Raw genomic sequence first — 14,555 nt, forward strand, 5'->3', positions numbered from 1 at the left:
GCATCTCTGGAGGGTCACTCTTGGAGCTGGACGCGGCATCGGCAGACAACCAGGCGCTGGTCGATCAGACTTTGGCGGATGGGTTTCGCTGGCTGCGGTTTCCGGCGAAGCTGGAGCGCGCCTTTGTCGAGCACCATGGTGAAGAGCGTGCGGTCAAGCTCAGCCTGGCCGCGCTGAGTTCCTTCATCGTGTATGGCGGCGTCCTGATCTCTGATTACCTGATGTACCGCCCGGACATGGGCTTTGCACTGGCCCTGCGCGTTGGCGTGTACGTGCCCTTTGTGCTGATCGTGCTGGCGGTGTTGCGCCAGCTGAACCGCGCCGCGCTCAATGAATGGGTGGTGCCGCTGGTGGCCGGGGTGGCCTGCGTCATCTCCGGGCTGATCGCGCTGACGGGCTCCCACCCCATGGTCTATACCAAGGTGGTCGAGCTGCTGCTGATCGTTTGTTATGCCACGGTGTTTGCACGTTTCAGGCCTATGGTGGCGCTCAGCGTGGGCGCGGCCCTGGTGCACACGACCGTCATCTTCACGGCGGTGGACACGCTGGGCACGCTCAGGCTGGGCGCCAGCTTCCTGCTGCTCACCACCGTGTCGTTTGCGCTGTATGCCTGTTATGTGCGCGAGCACAACGACCGGTTGGCTTACCTGCTGGATGTGCGTGAGCAGGGCTTGCGTTCGTCCTTGAAGGCCACCAACGAGCGGCTTGAAACCGCGGCCCTCACGGATGCGCTCACGGGCACCGCCAACCGCCGCGCTTTTGACGAGTTCCTGACCCAGAGCTGGGCGCGCTGCCACGCCGAGAGCCAGCCGCTGTCTTTGTTGATGGTGGACGTGGACCACTTCAAGGCCTTCAACGACCGCTATGGCCACCAGGCCGGTGACCGTTGCCTGCAGACCGTGGCCGAAGCCATTGGCACGTGCCTGCGCCGGCCGGTGGACTTGCTGGCACGCTGGGGTGGCGAAGAGTTTGCCGTGGTGATCACCGATGCCGATGCGCAGGCCGTGGCCCAGGTGGCGCAGCGCATCCGCCAGGCGGTGGAGGCCTGCGCTTTGCCGCATGCGGCCTCCAGCTGCGCGAGCGTGGTCACGGTCAGCATCGGGTTGGCGTCGATGCGGCCAGCTGAGGGGGACCAACCCCAGGCCCTGGCGCGCCAGGCCGATCAAGCGCTCTACAAGGCCAAGGCGGGTGGCCGCAATCGGGTCTGCGTGGGCGATGAGCCGGTGGCGCAGGCTGTGGGCAGCGAAGCGGGGCAGCGCGAGGTAGCCGCATGAGCGGGGCCAGCGCCCAGCCCATCACGCTGCTGTCGGCCTTGCGCGAGATGCGCGCGCTCTACATGCGCGGCCTGCGTTTCGAGCCCGAGCTGGAGGCGCGTTTCAACCAGGCCAGTGCCCCGGGCCGCATGCTGCACATGCAGATCACCGCGGCCACGGCATTGCTCCTGTTCAACCTGTTCCTGGTGTCGGACTGGTACATGATCCCCGATGCCTTCATGCTGTCGGTGAAGCTGCGCCTGTTCACGCTGACACCGCTCGTGCTGGCGCTGGTCATCTTTGGCTTCGTCGTGCGTGACTGGTGGCTGAGCCATACACCACCCTGGTTGACGGATGTGATCGCCATGGTGGGCACCATGCTGGTGGCGGGCTGCCTGGGTGTGGTGCTGATGGCCAGCAACAGCCCACAGGTCTCGATCTACCGGGCTGGCCTGATCCCGGTGCTGATCTTTGGCAACCTGGTGCAGCGCTTGCGCTTTCCACGTGCGCTGGCGGTATCGGCTTTCATCTTGGGCCTGTTCATTTACACGACCGTGGCGCGCCAGGGCGAGTGCCGGCCCTACGCGATCATCGAGGCCCCCATGGGTTTGCTGATCATCGTGGTGACGCTCTACACGCTGATCTCGAACTTCAACCTGGAGCTGGACGAGCGGCAGCGCTTTTTGCAGAACGAACGCGGGCAGTCACTTCGCTCAGAGCTGGAGCAGATGAAGCGCGGCCTGGAGGACCTGTCCAACCTGGATCCGCTCACCGGCCTGCCGAACCGGCGCTGTTTTGATGGTTACCTCAAGGAGCTGTCCTCGCAAGACGGGGCGACCACCGCAGGGCAGGGCATGGCGCTCTTGCTGATCGACGTGGACCATTTCAAGGCCTTCAACGACCGCTACGGCCACCCGGCTGGCGACCAGTGCCTGCGCCAGGTGGCGCGGGCCATGCGCTCGCGCCTGGGTGAAGGGCGTGGGTTGCTGGCCCGCTGGGGCGGCGAAGAGTTCGTGGTGGTGCTGCCCGGCGCCACGCCCCAGGCGGCCATGGCCGTGGCCGAGGACTTGCGCCAGGCCGTGGCCGCGCTGGCCATGCGGCATGAGGCGTCCACCACCTCGGAGCACGTGAGCATCAGCGTGGGCGTGGCAGACCCCAGCCAGGCCGGCGCCGATGAGCGGCCGCTGGTGGACCGGCTGGTCAGCCGCGCTGACGAGGCGCTGTACCGGGCCAAGCAGGACGGGCGCAACCGCTGCGTGCTGGCCGGAGTGGCCTGATCTATTTTGAGCTGATCGCGCACTTTCCTTGTCACCTTTCCTGGGCTGCTCACGTCTAATGACAAGACAAGCCGCAAACAGGAAGATCGACACCATGCCAACCCCGGACATCAGCATCACATTGCCCGAGCCCCCACTGAGTCAGGTGGACCAGCTGGTGGACAGCGAGCTGGTCCGGCTGGCGACACAAGGTGACCCGCTGGCCTTCACGGCCATCATGCGCAAGTACAACCGCCTGATGTTCCGCAGCGTGCGTGGCGTGGTCCATGACGATGCCGAGGCGCAGGACGTGGTCCAGGAGGCCTATCTGCGTGTGTTCACCTCGATTCGCCAGTTCAAGGCCGATGCCGCATTGGGGACCTGGCTGGTGCGCATTGCCATCAACGCTGCGCTGGATGGGCAGCGCAAACGCGGGCGCTACATCCGCATCGACGACATGGCCGAGCCGGAGCGCCTGTCGCTGGATGAACGCATGGCGGCCCAGCCCGATGCGATGAGCCAACCCGATGCCCTGGCCGAACGGGGCCAGATCGGCGTCTTGTTGCAGCGGGCCGTAGACAGCCTGCCACCCATCTACCGCAGCGTGTTTGTGCTGCGTGCGGTGGAGGACATGAGTGTGGAAGACACCGCCGCCTGCCTGCAGGTCAGCGAGGCGGTGGTCAAGACGCGTTACCTCAGGGCACGCGCCATGTTGCGCGATGCACTGGGCGCCCAGCTGGAGCCGCACATCCCCGGCGTGTATGCCTTTGCAGGCGCACGTTGCGAGGCTGTGGTGCGCCACGTGCTGGGGCAACTGAAGCGGCTGGGTCGGCTTGCGCCACCCATCTGACGCTGCATGACGTGGCTGACGGCCGCGTTTTCAACTTTCGTTTTTTCAACCAAGCAAGGAGATGGCCATGAGCGGTCAGAGCAAACTGTTGTCTGAAATTTTGTCGCCCCTGTCACGCCGCATGGCGCTCAAGGGCTCGGGGGCGGTGCTGTCTGCCGGGGCCGTGGCCCTGCTGGGCGGGCGTGATGCGCTGGCCGCCAGCACCAAAGGCCAGCCGGGTGATGCGGGCAGTGATGTGCGCATCCTCAACACCGCCCTGGGCGCCGAGCTGGAGGCCGTGGCGGCTTACCAGGTGGGGGCCGAGAGCGGCTTGCTGAGCAAGGACGTGCTGGCACTGGCGCTGGCCTTCCAGGGCCACCACAAGGAGCATGCCGAGGCCCTGGCCGCCACCGTGCGCAAGCTGGGCGGGCAGGCGCTGGAGCCCAAGGCCAAGTACAGCTTCCCGGTGGACAAGCTCAAGAACCAGGCCGACGTGCTGCGCTTTGCAGCCGGGCTGGAAAAGGGCGCCATCTCGGCTTACCTGGGCGCGGTGTCCTTGTTTGGCGACAAGGCCCTGGCCCAGGTGGCTGCCAGCATCCTGGGTGACGAGGCCATGCACTGGGCGGTGCTGCGTCAGGCACTGGGTGAGGCCCCGGTGCCAACGGCCTTCATGTCATGAGCGCCCGCCTGATTGGCCTGCTGGTGGCTGGCTTGTCCACGTGGTCGATGGCCGCCCGCGCGGCTGATCAGGCCGAGTGGATGCAACGCGGGCAAGCGGTGTACGAACGCTGCCAGGCCTGCCATGCCATCGAGCAGCATCGCACGGGGCCTGCGCACTGCGGGCTGTTTGGCCGCAAGGCTGGCTCGGCACCGGGCTTTGAGGGCTACTCGGCAGCCATGCGCCAGTCCGGCTGGGTGTGGACGCCCGCCACGCTGGACCGTTTCCTGAAAGCACCGATGCAGGCCATGCCCGGCACCAGCATGGGCTATGCCGGGGTGAAGGACGATGGCGAGCGCGCCGCCTTGATCGCCTGGCTCAAGCTGGCCACCCAGCCCGGGCGCAGTTGCCAACTGCCCCAGCCGTGAACGAACGGGGATCAGGCACTGGCCCCTTTGATCAGGGCTTCGATCACCTCGGAGCCCGTGCCGCCTTGCGGGTCCAGCTCCTGCACCTTGCTCAGATAGGCCCGGGCTGATTCAGGGTCCTTACGGCGCAGCCGGATGAAAGCCAGCGCCTTGAGCGTGAAGGCCCAGAAGCGGGCAGGGCCCGGCGTGAGGAAGTCGGCCATGTCCGGCGTGACGATGCGCCAGTCATCCGGCAGGCCGGCTTGTTCGGCGGCCACCTCCAGCCCTTTTAGCGCGGCCAGCTCGGCCTGTTCAAAGTCCGCATGCCGTGCATGGAACTTGTAGAGCAGGTAGTACAGCGAGGGGCAGTTGGGCGCGCAGACCTGCGCTGTCCACAGCAGGGCCAGCGCGCGCTCGGGCGTCTCGGCCGTGCGCGCCTGTTCGACCAGGGACTTGACCTGCGGTGGCACATCGCCACCAAACAGGTCCGTCGATGATTCGCCGGTGAGGATGTTCACCACGACCCCGCCGAGGCCGCCAGGCGTGTCACCACTTCGCCACCCAAGAGGTGCTTCTCGAAAATCTCGGGTATGTCTTCAGGCTTGACGCGGCTGTAGAGCACGCTGTCGGGGAAGACGACGACGTTGACGCCGCCATCACAAGGGCCCAGGCAGCCGGAGTAGGTCACGCCGACCTGTTCATAGGCATTGCGGACCTGCAGCTCCTTCCAGAAGGCCTGCAGCACGGCCTGGCTGCCCTGTGCGGCGCAGCAGCCCCGAGGGTGCCCGGGCGGGCGTTGTTGAGAGCACACGAAGACACTGCGTTCGGGGCGGGACATTGGGGGTTTCCTTTCAACCGAACTTGAACAAGATGCCGTGGCCGCCGCGCGGGTACTCCCACGCCACATTGCTGTGCTCGGAACAGATGATGCGGCAGCTGCCGCATTCCAGGCAGCCGTCGGTGATGAGCGTCACCGCGCCGTTGCCTTCGGTCTTGTAGCAGGAGGCGGGGCACACGAAGGTGCAGGAGCGGTCCTTGCATTCGCTGCGGCAGACCTCGGCATCCTTGATCTGGATGTGGGGGCGGCCGGCGTCGACCTTGTAGCGGTTCTGGAAGAGTTTCTCTTCCACGTTCACATTGATGGGGATCATGGTGTCACTCCTGAGTCAAGGGGTGGAAGGGCCGTGCAGACAAGCTTCAACGGAAGGCACGCCACAGCTTGAAGGCGTCGCCCACCAGGCCGCTGAAGGTCCGGGCTGTCTTGAAGCTGGAGAAGATCTCGCGCTCCTTGGTCTTCTTGTCGATGTTGTCCACCGTGACCATGGTGCGGGCGGCTTTGTTGAGCAGCTCGGGGTAGGTGGTGAAGAACTGCGGGTTCTCGTGGAAGACCTTGGGCATGTCGCGGTACTTCTTGAGGTCCTTCATCACGAAGGACTCGTCCAGCGCCTTCTGGTAAGCCTTGAGCGTGGATTCGTTGAAATCCTTGCCGGCGGCCTTGGCGTTGATCACCGTCTCGGCCGCCAGGCGGCCTGTGGTCATGGCCAGGTTGGAGCCCTCGCGGTGCACGGCGTTGACGAAGCCACCCGAGTCACCCACGATCATCCAGCCATTGCCATACACCTTGGGCACGGCGAAGAAACCGCCTTCGGGGATCAGGTGGGCGCAGTACTCCTTCATCTCGCCACCCTGGATCAGCGGGGCCACGGAGGGGTGCTGCTTGAGCTGCTCCAGCAAGGTGTAGGGCGAGGTCTTGTTCTCGTTCTTCTTGAAGTCCGACAGCATGCAGCCGATGCCGATGGTGAGCGAATCCTTGTTGGTGTAGAGGAAGCCCGTGCCCATCATGCCGTCGGTGATCTTGCCCACCATCTCGATGACCACGCCTTCTTCGTCCTTGATGTTGAAGCGCTGCTGGATCAGCTCTTCGGGCATGAAGAGGATTTCCTTGACGGCCAGGGCCACGTTGTTGGCCTTGATCTCGCCATGGAAGCCCGCCTTGCGGGCCAGCGTGCTGTTGACGCCATCGGCCAGGATGACCACATCGGCGAACACATCACCGGCTTCGCGGTCGCAGCGCACGCCCACCACCTTGCTGCCGTCCATGATCAGCTCTTGCACGGTGGTCTCGCAGATCAGCAAGGCGCCGGCTTCGCGCACCTTGGAACTGAACCACTTGTCGAACTGCGCGCGGATGATGGTGTAGCGGTTGTAGGGCGGCTTGTTGTAGTCCTCGCTGCGGAAGTGGCTGCCCACGAACGACGCGTCATCGAGCACCCACATGCGCTGCTCGATGATGTGGCGCTCCAGCGGCGCATCGTCGCGGAAGTCGGGGATGATACGCTCCAGCGCGTCGGCATACAGGATGGCGCCTTGCACGTTCTTGGATCCGGGGTATTCGCCCCGCTCGATCTGCAGGACCTTCAGGCCGGCCTTGGCCGCTGTGTAGGCCGCCGCGTTGCCAGAAGGGCCTGCGCCCACGACGATCACGTCAAAATCTTTCTTGCTCATGTCAGTGCTCCTGATCGGTCCATGGGGAGGGTCAAGCCACGCGCTTGATGCGCTGGTCGATGTGGGCCTGGAATGCTTGGGTCAGCGCGGGCAGCACCTGCATGGCATTGCCCACGATGCCGTAGTGCGCAAAATCAAAGATGGGGGCGTTGGGGTCGGTGTTGATGGCCACGATCACGTCCGAGGCCTCCATGCCCACACGGTGCTGGATGGCGCCTGAGATACCCGCCGCGATGTACAGCTTGGGGCGCACCGTCTTGCCCGTCTGGCCCACTTGGCGATCGGCCTCGACCCAGCCGGCCTGGACGCAGGGCCGTGTGGCGCCTACCTCGCCACCCAGCACCCGCGCCAGGTCGAACACCAGCTTGAAGTTGTCGGGGTTCTTCAAGCCCTTGCCCCCGCTGACGATCACGTCGGCATAAGGCAGGTTGATCTTGTTGGAGTTGGCGTCTGCGATGAAGTCCAGCAGCTTGGTGACGATGTTGGTTTCGATCAGGCCCAGCGCGTCTTCGCTGATGGTGCCGGTGCGCTCGGCTTCGGCACGCGGCATGGCCATCACGCGGGGGCGGATGGTGGCCATCTGCGGGCGGTAGGCCAGGGTCATGATCGTGCACAGCAGCGAGCCGCCAAAGGTGGGGCGGGTGGCGGCCAGCGCGCGGGTGTTGGGGTCGATGGCCAGCTCGGTGCAGTCGGCGGTCAGGCCTGTCAGCAAGGTGGTGGCCACGGAGCCGGCCAGGTCACGGCCTTGGCTGGTGGCGCCCAGCAGCACGATCTCGGGCTTGTACTTGTTGACCAGGTCCGTCAGGCCCTTGGTGAAGGGCTCGTTGCGGTAGCCGTTGAGCACGGTGTCGCGCATGATGTAGACGTGGTCGGCGCCAAAGGTGTGAGCCTCCTTGGCGAACTCGTCCAGGTTCTCGTCGGGGCCACCCAGCACCACGCCGCACAAGGGCGAGCCCAATTGGTCAGCCAGCTTGCGGCCTTCGCCCAGCAGTTCCCATGACACGCTGTGCGCGTGGCCGCGCTCGTGCTCGATGAACACCCACACGCCCTTGTAGGCCTTGAGTTCTTCAGACAGTTCCAGATTGCGACCGCGTCCGGCGGGTTTCAAGGCAGGTTTGGCTTCACTCATGATGATGCTCCGGGGTAGGTGATGACAGCGTGGTGGACGGGGCTTGTATGAGGGGGCGCATGCGTCAGGCGCTGAACTTCTCGACCAGGTCCTGCTCCAGCGTGGGGTGGACCGTGAAGATGGACTGCAAGAGGTTGAGCGAGATGTCGCGCAGGCTGGAGGTTTCGAGGTTCACCATCTCGGCCTTCTCGGAGCGCGGGGTGGGGCCGAAGACGCGGCTCACCACCGTGGGCGAGCCCTTGAGGCCGATCTTGCTGATGTCCTCGATGCCGGCATCGTCCTTGTTCCACTTGCGCACCTGGTAGGCGGCGGCGTGGATCATCGATGGCAGCGAGGCAAAGCGCATCTCGTTGGTGTTCTCCAGCATGGTGATCAGGCAGGGCAGCGCCGTCTTGAGGATCTGCACACCACCTTCACCACGACGCTCCACCGTGATCGTGCCGGCCTCCAGATCGGTCTCGACAATGCGAGACACATAGGTCAGCAGTTGCAAGCCCATGCGCTTGGCGATGCCGGGGCCCACTTGCGCCGTGTCGCCGTCGATGGTTTGCTTGCCTGTGAAGACCATGTCCACCTTCTGCTCGCTGTTGAGCTTGCGGATGGCGGCAGCCAGCGCGTAAGACGTGGCCAGCGTGTCGGCGCCGGCAAAGGCGCGGTCGGTCACCAGCACCGCGTCATCGGCCCCGAAGGACACGCACTTGCGCAAGGCCTCTTCGGCTTGCGGTGGGCCCATGCAGATCACGGTGACCTTGCCGCCGAACTTGTCCTTCAGGCGCAGGGCTTCTTCCAGCGAGAACAGGTCATACGGGTTGACGATGGCCGGCACACCCTGGCGCATGATGGTGTTGGTGACCGGGTGCACGCGGATCTGGGCCGAGTCCGGGACCTGTTTGATGCAGACGACGATGTGCATGGTGCTCTCCTGCGAGGCGGGCTTGTGTTGTTGTGTTGATCAGGCAGCGTGCGGTGCGGCGGGCACGGCAGGCACGGTGTAGGACGGCACAGAGCCGCTTTGCGATGGCAGCGTGGCCTTGAGGTTCTGCAGCGTCACGTGCTGATGGCCGTCCACATCCTGGAAGACCTTGAACACCTTCTCTTGCGCCGGTGTGGACTTGACGAAGTCACCATAGGCCTTGATCAGCAGGGTGCGGTAGCACTGGTAGAGCGCCTGCTCGTTGTCTTCGGGCAGATTGGGCTCTTGCCGGATGTACTGGTAGAAGCGCTTGAGGATGTGCAGGCGGCTGACGTTGACGACGGCCTTATCGTGGGGCACGCCAAAGAATTGCAGGAAGTCATCAGCTGAGGAGAGCTGACGCAGTTGGGCGGCAAAGGTGTCGGTCATGATCAGGCTCCGTTCGTGGGTCTGGGGGACAGGCTGAAGGTGGGTTGCGAGCAGGTGTCGTCGCATGTATGGCAAACGGACTCCACAGCGGCATCCTTGGCGGCAAGGCCCTTGATGAGCTTGAGTTCTTGTTCAAGGTCGCTGATGCGGTCCAGCAGGCAGCCAATGGCCTTGCCGACCGGATCGGGGATGAGGTGGTGGTCGAGGTTGATGTCGCGGCCGGCCTTGCTGGTGCTGGCGGGCGCCTGGCGCACCACCACGCGGCCGGGGATGCCCACCACGGTGGCGGCATCGGGCACGTTGTCGATGACCACGGAGTTGGCGGCCACACGGGCCCGCTCGCCCACGGTGATGGCGCCCAGGATCTTGGCGCCGGCGCCCACGACCACGCCATTGCCCAGCGTGGGGTGGCGCTTGCCGGGCCGCCAGGTGGTGCCGCCCAGGGTCACGCCGTGATAGAGCGTGACGTCGTCACCGATCTCGGCCGTCTCGCCGATCACGACGCCCGCGCCATGGTCGATGAAGAAGCGCCGGCCAATGCGCGCGCCGGGGTGGATGTCGACATTGGTGAAGCCACGGGCCATGAAGGACAACCAGCGCGGCAGGTAGCGCCAGCCGCGCGCCCACAGCGCATGGGCCATGCGGTGCAACGCGACGGCCTGCACGCCGGGGTAGATGGTCCAGACCTCGAAGCGGCTACGCGCGGCCGGGTCACGTGCCAGCACGCAGGCCACGTCCTCTTTGAGGCAAGCCCACCAAGATGGCTGGGCGACTGGGCCAGGGGTGTGGAGGGCGGCCATGGCTTGGAGCGCTTCCAATGCGGGGTCTTCGCGTTTCATGATGGCTGCCCCTGTGCGGCCGAGGCTTCCAGGAAGAAGCGCTGCAGGTCGTCAGACGTGGGCGCCTGCTTGGTGTTGACGGCGTGTGTGCGGATGCGCTCCAGCAGCGAGGGCACTTGCGGGTCGATCACCGGCAGGCCCAGCGCCTGGTAAGCCACGCGCACCGCCCGTGAGCCCGAGTGCTTGCCCAGCACCGTGCGGCGCTCGCGGCCCACCTCGGCAGGGTCGAAACCTTCGTAGTTGCTGGGGTTCTTGAGCAGGCCGTCCACATGGATGCCCGATTCATGGGTGAACACGGCCTCGCCCACGATGCTCTTGTTGGCGGCCACCGGGCGCCCCGATGCACGCGCCACCAGTTGCGAGATCGCGACCAGGTCGGTGGTGCGCACGCCGCAGTCCAGCCCGTGCAGGTGGCGCAGGCTCATCACCACTTCTTCCAGCGCGGCGTTGCCGGCACGCTCACCCAGGCCGTTGACGGTGGTGTTGGCGTGCGTGGCGCCGGCACGCAAGGCTGCCAGTGTGTTGGCGGTGGCCAGGCCCAGGTCATTGTGGGCATGGATCTCGATCTCGATGTCCACCACGGCGCGCAGGCGGGCGATGGCCTCATACGTGGAGAACGGGTCCAGCACGCCGAGCGTGTCCGCAAAGCGGATGCGGCGTGCGCCTGCGAGCTGTGCCTGTGCTGCCAGTTGCGAGAGGAAGACCGGGTCGGCACGCGAGGCGTCTTCAAAGCCGACAGACACTTCATGGCCCGCTTCATGCACGGCGCTCACGTAGTAAGCGACTTGATCCAGCGCCCATTCACGGGTCTGTTGCAGCTTGTGTTGCAGGTGGATGTCGGACGCGGGGATGGACAGGTGGATGATGTCCACATCACATTCGAGTGCGGCGGCAATGTCAGCCTCGCACATGCGGCCCCACACCATCAGGCGGCTGCTCAGGCCCATGGCCGCGATGCAGTTGATGGTCTCGATCTCGGCCTGGCCCATGGTCGGGATGCCGACCTCCAGCTCGGGCACGCCAGCGTCTGACAAGGCCTTGGCGATGGCGCACTTCTCGGCCACGGTGAAGGCCACGCCAGCGGTTTGTTCGCCGTCGCGCAGTGTCGTGTCATTGATGATCGCGCTGTGCATGGTGGGTGTCGCTGGCTGGGTGGAGGGCAACTTGTCTGATGCTTGAACTGCAAGCGGTGTGCCAGCGCATTTGGCGGCGCCAGAAAGCGCCAAGCCTTTGATTTGATTCAGCTTTTGCGTGCGTTTGGAATGTCCGGGTGGCGCGTTTGGGGCTGTCGGGTTTACGCCATTTCCCACACAGCGCCTGGTTGGGCGCCGCGGCCAAGGCGGGGCATGGGCAGCCTCTGTCACACTGCCGAACCTTCAAACGCCTGCCCTTGCCACATGAACCCCGAAGACCTGCAGAAGCTGGCCACCATGACCATGCCGTTTGGCAAACACAAGGGTGTGCTTCTGGCCGACCTACCCGGTAACTACCTTGGCTGGTTTGCGCGTGAGGGCTTCCCCAAGGGCGAGATGGGGCGACTGCTGGCGCTGATGTATGAGCTGGACCACAACGGGTTGCGTGAGTTGTTGAGGCCGTTGCGAGGTGGCAGGTAGTGCGGATCAAGTTGGTGGGGCGTTCTGCTCCGCTCATGTCCCCCGGCATTGGCCGAAAGCCAATGCCTCCTCCTTGACTTCGCTATGCAGAACGCCCCACCAACTGGATCTTGCGTGGCGGCGTGGGTTGCGTGACTCATTGCGGCGTCAAACGAGTCTCATTCAGCGCAGCCTTCTTCAGCTTGTTGATGCAAGCTTGATTCTCGTCAAATGTGCAATATGCACATGTATTTTGGTCGGCAGGATTTGTCGCTAGGATCGCTCGTCAGCGGTGGATCTGAGGCGGTGTTGCCTTGGTCTGGCCGCCACGGCGAACCACGCGATCCATCACTGAGGACCAAGACATGTCACACCCCCAATTTCTGCTCCTGGCATCGGCCACGTTCATGGCTGCGACCGGGTTGAGCGCCTCGGCGTTGGCGGCCACCACCGTGCAAATCGGCAGCAGTGGCAAGACCTTCGCCTCAACGGCTGCCCAGTGCGCCATCAGCCCGGCTACCGGCTTGAATGCGCCCAAGGTGCAAGCTGGTCTGTTCAACCCCACGGTGCGTACTGAGGCCGATGTGCTGCTCAATGGCGTCAAGATCAATCACGTTCTGGCTGCCGCGCCGGTGGCCGATGTGTGGCTTGCCGATGGCAGTAACGCGGTTTCGGTGGTGTTGAGCAAGAAGGTGGCCGACACCTATGTCTTTTCGGTGACCACTGGCCAGTGCAGCCAGCCAGCTACCTCGGGCAACTACTTCAGCACGGACGGCACACTGGAATACGCCGCAAGCGGCAAGTCGTACATGACCGTGACGCCTGGCTGCGCGCTGAATGGGGCTACGGGCCTGACGCAACCGTTTGTGAACCTGTTCGACAACGGCAGCTTCCTGCTCAATGTGTCGGTCAACGGCGTACCGCTGACCCAGCTGAGCGCGCTCAGGCCGCACACACCCGTCTTCCTGCGCGCGGGGCAGAACATCATCACCGCCGCCAATGGCACCTTGTCGACAGACACCTATGTCCGCGATGGTGGCACCGGCAGTTGCGTTTTGCCTTGAACCTTGAAGTAAGGTGCGTCCAGATCAAGCTACCATCTTGCCAGCGGCTGGTGCGCCAACTCACTGCGCCGCCAAGTTTCACAAGGTGTCGCCTGATGAAAATGGACGCAAGGCCGTATCTCCTGCTTGCACTCGGCATCCTGGGTGGCTGTGCCGGCACGCCGCCGCCTGACAAGCCTTCCACCCAAGAGCGCTGCTACAGCCATGGCGAGATCCGGACCTGCACGGCCTACCCGGCGCCATCTCGCCAGCAAATCGCTGAGGTGAAGAAGCTGCGCCCACCGCCGGTTGGTGTCAGCCGCCTGGTCCTGGTTCGCAATGATTGGCGTGACGCCTACGGGCAAGCCCAGCTTGTGCTCGATGGCACGAATTTGCCCACCCTCATTCCCTGCTCGGTCGTGGGGGTGGACGTCAAACCGGGAGAGCACCAACTGCAGATGGGCTACATGGCTGCCGCAGCATCACCGCTGCGTGTCACGTTGAAGCCGCGAGAGGTGGCCGTGGTCAGCGTGAAGCGCATGCCGCCTGGTACCGGGCCTCGTGGCTTCAGCCTGCTGCCCCTTGAGCGGGCCGACGCCATGGCCTTGATTCAGGAATGCGCCGTGGTGGGCTTTCTTGATCAGATGGCCACTGGGGGAGGTGAGGCGCGATGATGAAGCCGCTTCCACTGAGCAAAGCCTTTACCCTGCTGGAGCCGGGCCCGGTCGTGCTGGTAACCACGCGCAGCGCGCAAGGCTGCAACGTCATGACCATCTCCTGGACCATGGTCATGGACTTCACGCCGCGGTTCACCCTGACCACAGGCCCCTGGAACCACTCCTATGCCGCGCTCAAGAAATCGAAGGAGTGCGTGATCGCCATCCCCACTGTCGACCAGATCGATCAGGTTGTGGGCATCGGCACGTGCACTGGCGCCGACACGGACAAGTTCAAACAGTTCGGTTTGACCCCGCTTGAAGGGCAGATCGTCAAAGCCCCTTTGATCAAGGAATGCCTGGCCAACATCGAATGCAAGGTGGTCGACATCGTGAGCAAGCACAACATCGTCGTGCTCGAAGGCGTGGCAGCCTACCTGGACACCACCCGCAAGGAAAAGCGAACGCTTCACGCCGTTGGCGATGGCACCTTCATCGTGGACGGCGAACGCATCAACCGCAAACGCCTGATGCGCAGCAAGCTGCCGCCCGGCGTCTAGCCTTGAAAACGGTCTTCCCCGACCACCACCGTCCCCAGACAGGGCACTTGGGTGTTCAGCGCAGCGAAGTAGAGGAGGAGGGGCCAGCGCAGCTGGACACGGGGGACATGAGCGAAGTTGAGCACCCAAGTGCCCTGTCCCGCTCAACCCTCAGCGCTCCCGCGCATGGTTCCGGCTGAACTTGGGAAGCTCCACAGTGATGTCTCCGCCCTTCACCCGCACACTGCAAGCCAGCCGCGAGCAAGGCTCCAGCCCCCAGGCATTGTCCAGCTGATCGTTCTCATCATCATCCGGCTCATCCAAGCTCTCAGAACCAGCCCGAACCAGCACATGGCAGGTGGCACAAGCCGCCACCATGTCACACGCATGCTCAATGGCCACGCCATGCTTGAGCAGCGCCTCACACAGCGAAGCACCCTTCTTGACGTCAAACTGCTGGCCCTCTGGGCACAGCTCATGGTGGGGCAGGACAGTGACCAGGGGCAT

Annotated in this window: 19 protein-coding genes; 9 read left to right on the top strand and 10 right to left on the bottom strand. The window is 64.4% G+C overall.

From position 1 onward, the window contains the following. Positions 1–20: 20 nt before the first annotated feature. The 5 genes from HY019_RS06505 (at position 21) to HY019_RS06525 (ending at position 4,424) form a co-directional block, all read left to right on the top strand. Positions 21–1,274: a diguanylate cyclase gene (locus tag HY019_RS06505; RefSeq protein ID WP_290689386.1), complete on the top strand. Its 1,254-nt coding sequence runs from the start codon at positions 21–23 to the stop codon at positions 1,272–1,274. Then, entirely contained in the window at positions 1,271–2,530 is a 1,260-nt protein-coding gene (locus HY019_RS06510) for a diguanylate cyclase (protein WP_290689388.1), read from the top strand. The genes HY019_RS06505 and HY019_RS06510 overlap by 4 nt, the downstream gene beginning before the upstream one ends. 94 nt (positions 2,531–2,624) lie before the next feature. Beyond that, entirely contained in the window at positions 2,625–3,359 is a 735-nt protein-coding gene (locus HY019_RS06515) for an RNA polymerase sigma factor (protein WP_290689389.1), read from the top strand. Between the two features lie 67 nt (positions 3,360–3,426). Then, positions 3,427–4,017 (top strand): ferritin-like domain-containing protein, encoded by a 591-nt coding sequence (locus HY019_RS06520; protein ID WP_290689390.1) that lies wholly within the window; start codon positions 3,427–3,429, stop codon positions 4,015–4,017. Beyond that, positions 4,014–4,424, top strand: coding sequence for a c-type cytochrome (locus tag HY019_RS06525; protein WP_290689391.1), 411 nt, complete (start codon positions 4,014–4,016; stop codon positions 4,422–4,424). Before HY019_RS06520 ends, HY019_RS06525 begins: the two co-directional genes overlap by 4 nt. 11 nt (positions 4,425–4,435) lie before the next feature. Here the strand turns inward: HY019_RS06525 and HY019_RS06530 are convergent, their stop codons facing one another. The 9 genes from HY019_RS06530 to nifV form a co-directional block, all read right to left on the bottom strand. Further along, entirely contained in the window at positions 4,436–4,921 is a 486-nt protein-coding gene (locus HY019_RS06530; protein WP_290689392.1) for a hypothetical protein, read from the bottom strand. After that, positions 4,918–5,241 carry a (2Fe-2S) ferredoxin domain-containing protein gene (locus tag HY019_RS06535; protein WP_290689394.1) on the bottom strand — a complete coding sequence of 108 codons (324 nt, stop codon included), beginning with the start codon at positions 5,239–5,241 and terminating at the stop codon, positions 4,918–4,920. Before HY019_RS06535 ends, HY019_RS06530 begins: the two co-directional genes overlap by 4 nt. Positions 5,242–5,254: 13 nt before the next feature. Continuing rightward, a complete protein-coding gene (locus HY019_RS06540) occupies positions 5,255–5,554 on the bottom strand; it encodes a ferredoxin family protein (protein ID WP_290689395.1) in 300 nt (99 codons plus the stop codon). A 46-nt stretch (positions 5,555–5,600) separates the two neighbouring features. Continuing rightward, a complete protein-coding gene (locus HY019_RS06545) occupies positions 5,601–6,908 on the bottom strand; it encodes an FAD-dependent oxidoreductase (protein WP_290689397.1) in 1,308 nt (435 codons plus the stop codon). Positions 6,909–6,939: 31 nt separating this feature from the next. Then, on the bottom strand, positions 6,940–8,037 hold the full coding sequence (locus HY019_RS06550) for an electron transfer flavoprotein subunit alpha/FixB family protein (protein WP_290689399.1): 1,098 nt from the start codon (positions 8,035–8,037) through the stop codon (positions 6,940–6,942). A gap of 64 nt (positions 8,038–8,101) precedes the next feature. Next, positions 8,102–8,950 carry an electron transfer flavoprotein subunit beta/FixA family protein gene (locus HY019_RS06555; RefSeq protein ID WP_290689401.1) on the bottom strand — a complete coding sequence of 283 codons (849 nt, stop codon included), beginning with the start codon at positions 8,948–8,950 and terminating at the stop codon, positions 8,102–8,104. A gap of 39 nt (positions 8,951–8,989) precedes the next feature. Next, on the bottom strand, positions 8,990–9,379 hold the full coding sequence (gene nifW, locus HY019_RS06560) for a nitrogenase stabilizing/protective protein NifW (protein WP_290689403.1): 390 nt from the start codon (positions 9,377–9,379) through the stop codon (positions 8,990–8,992). 2 nt (positions 9,380–9,381) lie between these two features. After that, a complete protein-coding gene (gene cysE, locus HY019_RS06565; protein WP_363302426.1) occupies positions 9,382–10,218 on the bottom strand; it encodes a serine O-acetyltransferase in 837 nt (278 codons plus the stop codon). Then, a complete protein-coding gene (gene nifV / locus HY019_RS06570) occupies positions 10,215–11,351 on the bottom strand; it encodes a homocitrate synthase (RefSeq protein ID WP_290689405.1) in 1,137 nt (378 codons plus the stop codon). The genes cysE and nifV overlap by 4 nt, the downstream gene beginning before the upstream one ends. A 264-nt stretch (positions 11,352–11,615) precedes the next feature. On the opposite strand from nifV, the gene HY019_RS06575 reads away from it, so the two are divergent. The 4 genes from HY019_RS06575 to HY019_RS06590 all read left to right on the top strand — a co-directional run bounded on the left by HY019_RS06575 (position 11,616) and on the right by HY019_RS06590 (position 14,069). Next, positions 11,616–11,831 (top strand): DUF3820 family protein, encoded by a 216-nt coding sequence (locus HY019_RS06575; protein WP_290689407.1) that lies wholly within the window; start codon positions 11,616–11,618, stop codon positions 11,829–11,831. 344 nt (positions 11,832–12,175) lie between these two features. Continuing rightward, the gene (locus tag HY019_RS06580) at positions 12,176–12,874 is read left to right on the top strand and encodes a hypothetical protein (RefSeq protein ID WP_290689409.1); all 699 of its coding nucleotides are present in this window, start codon (positions 12,176–12,178) and stop codon (positions 12,872–12,874) included. A 95-nt stretch (positions 12,875–12,969) separates the two neighbouring features. Beyond that, a complete protein-coding gene (locus HY019_RS06585) occupies positions 12,970–13,527 on the top strand; it encodes a hypothetical protein (RefSeq protein WP_290689411.1) in 558 nt (185 codons plus the stop codon). Further along, positions 13,527–14,069: a flavin reductase family protein gene (locus tag HY019_RS06590; RefSeq protein WP_290689413.1), complete on the top strand. Its 543-nt coding sequence runs from the start codon at positions 13,527–13,529 to the stop codon at positions 14,067–14,069. Before HY019_RS06585 ends, HY019_RS06590 begins: the two co-directional genes overlap by 1 nt. A gap of 150 nt (positions 14,070–14,219) precedes the next feature. Here the strand turns inward: HY019_RS06590 and fdx are convergent, their stop codons facing one another. After that, positions 14,220–14,555 (bottom strand): ISC system 2Fe-2S type ferredoxin, encoded by a 336-nt coding sequence (gene fdx, locus HY019_RS06595; protein ID WP_290689574.1) that lies wholly within the window; start codon positions 14,553–14,555, stop codon positions 14,220–14,222.

The organism is Aquabacterium sp. (assembly GCF_016195855.1).
Classification (GTDB): domain Bacteria; phylum Pseudomonadota; class Gammaproteobacteria; order Burkholderiales; family Burkholderiaceae_C; genus Aquabacterium.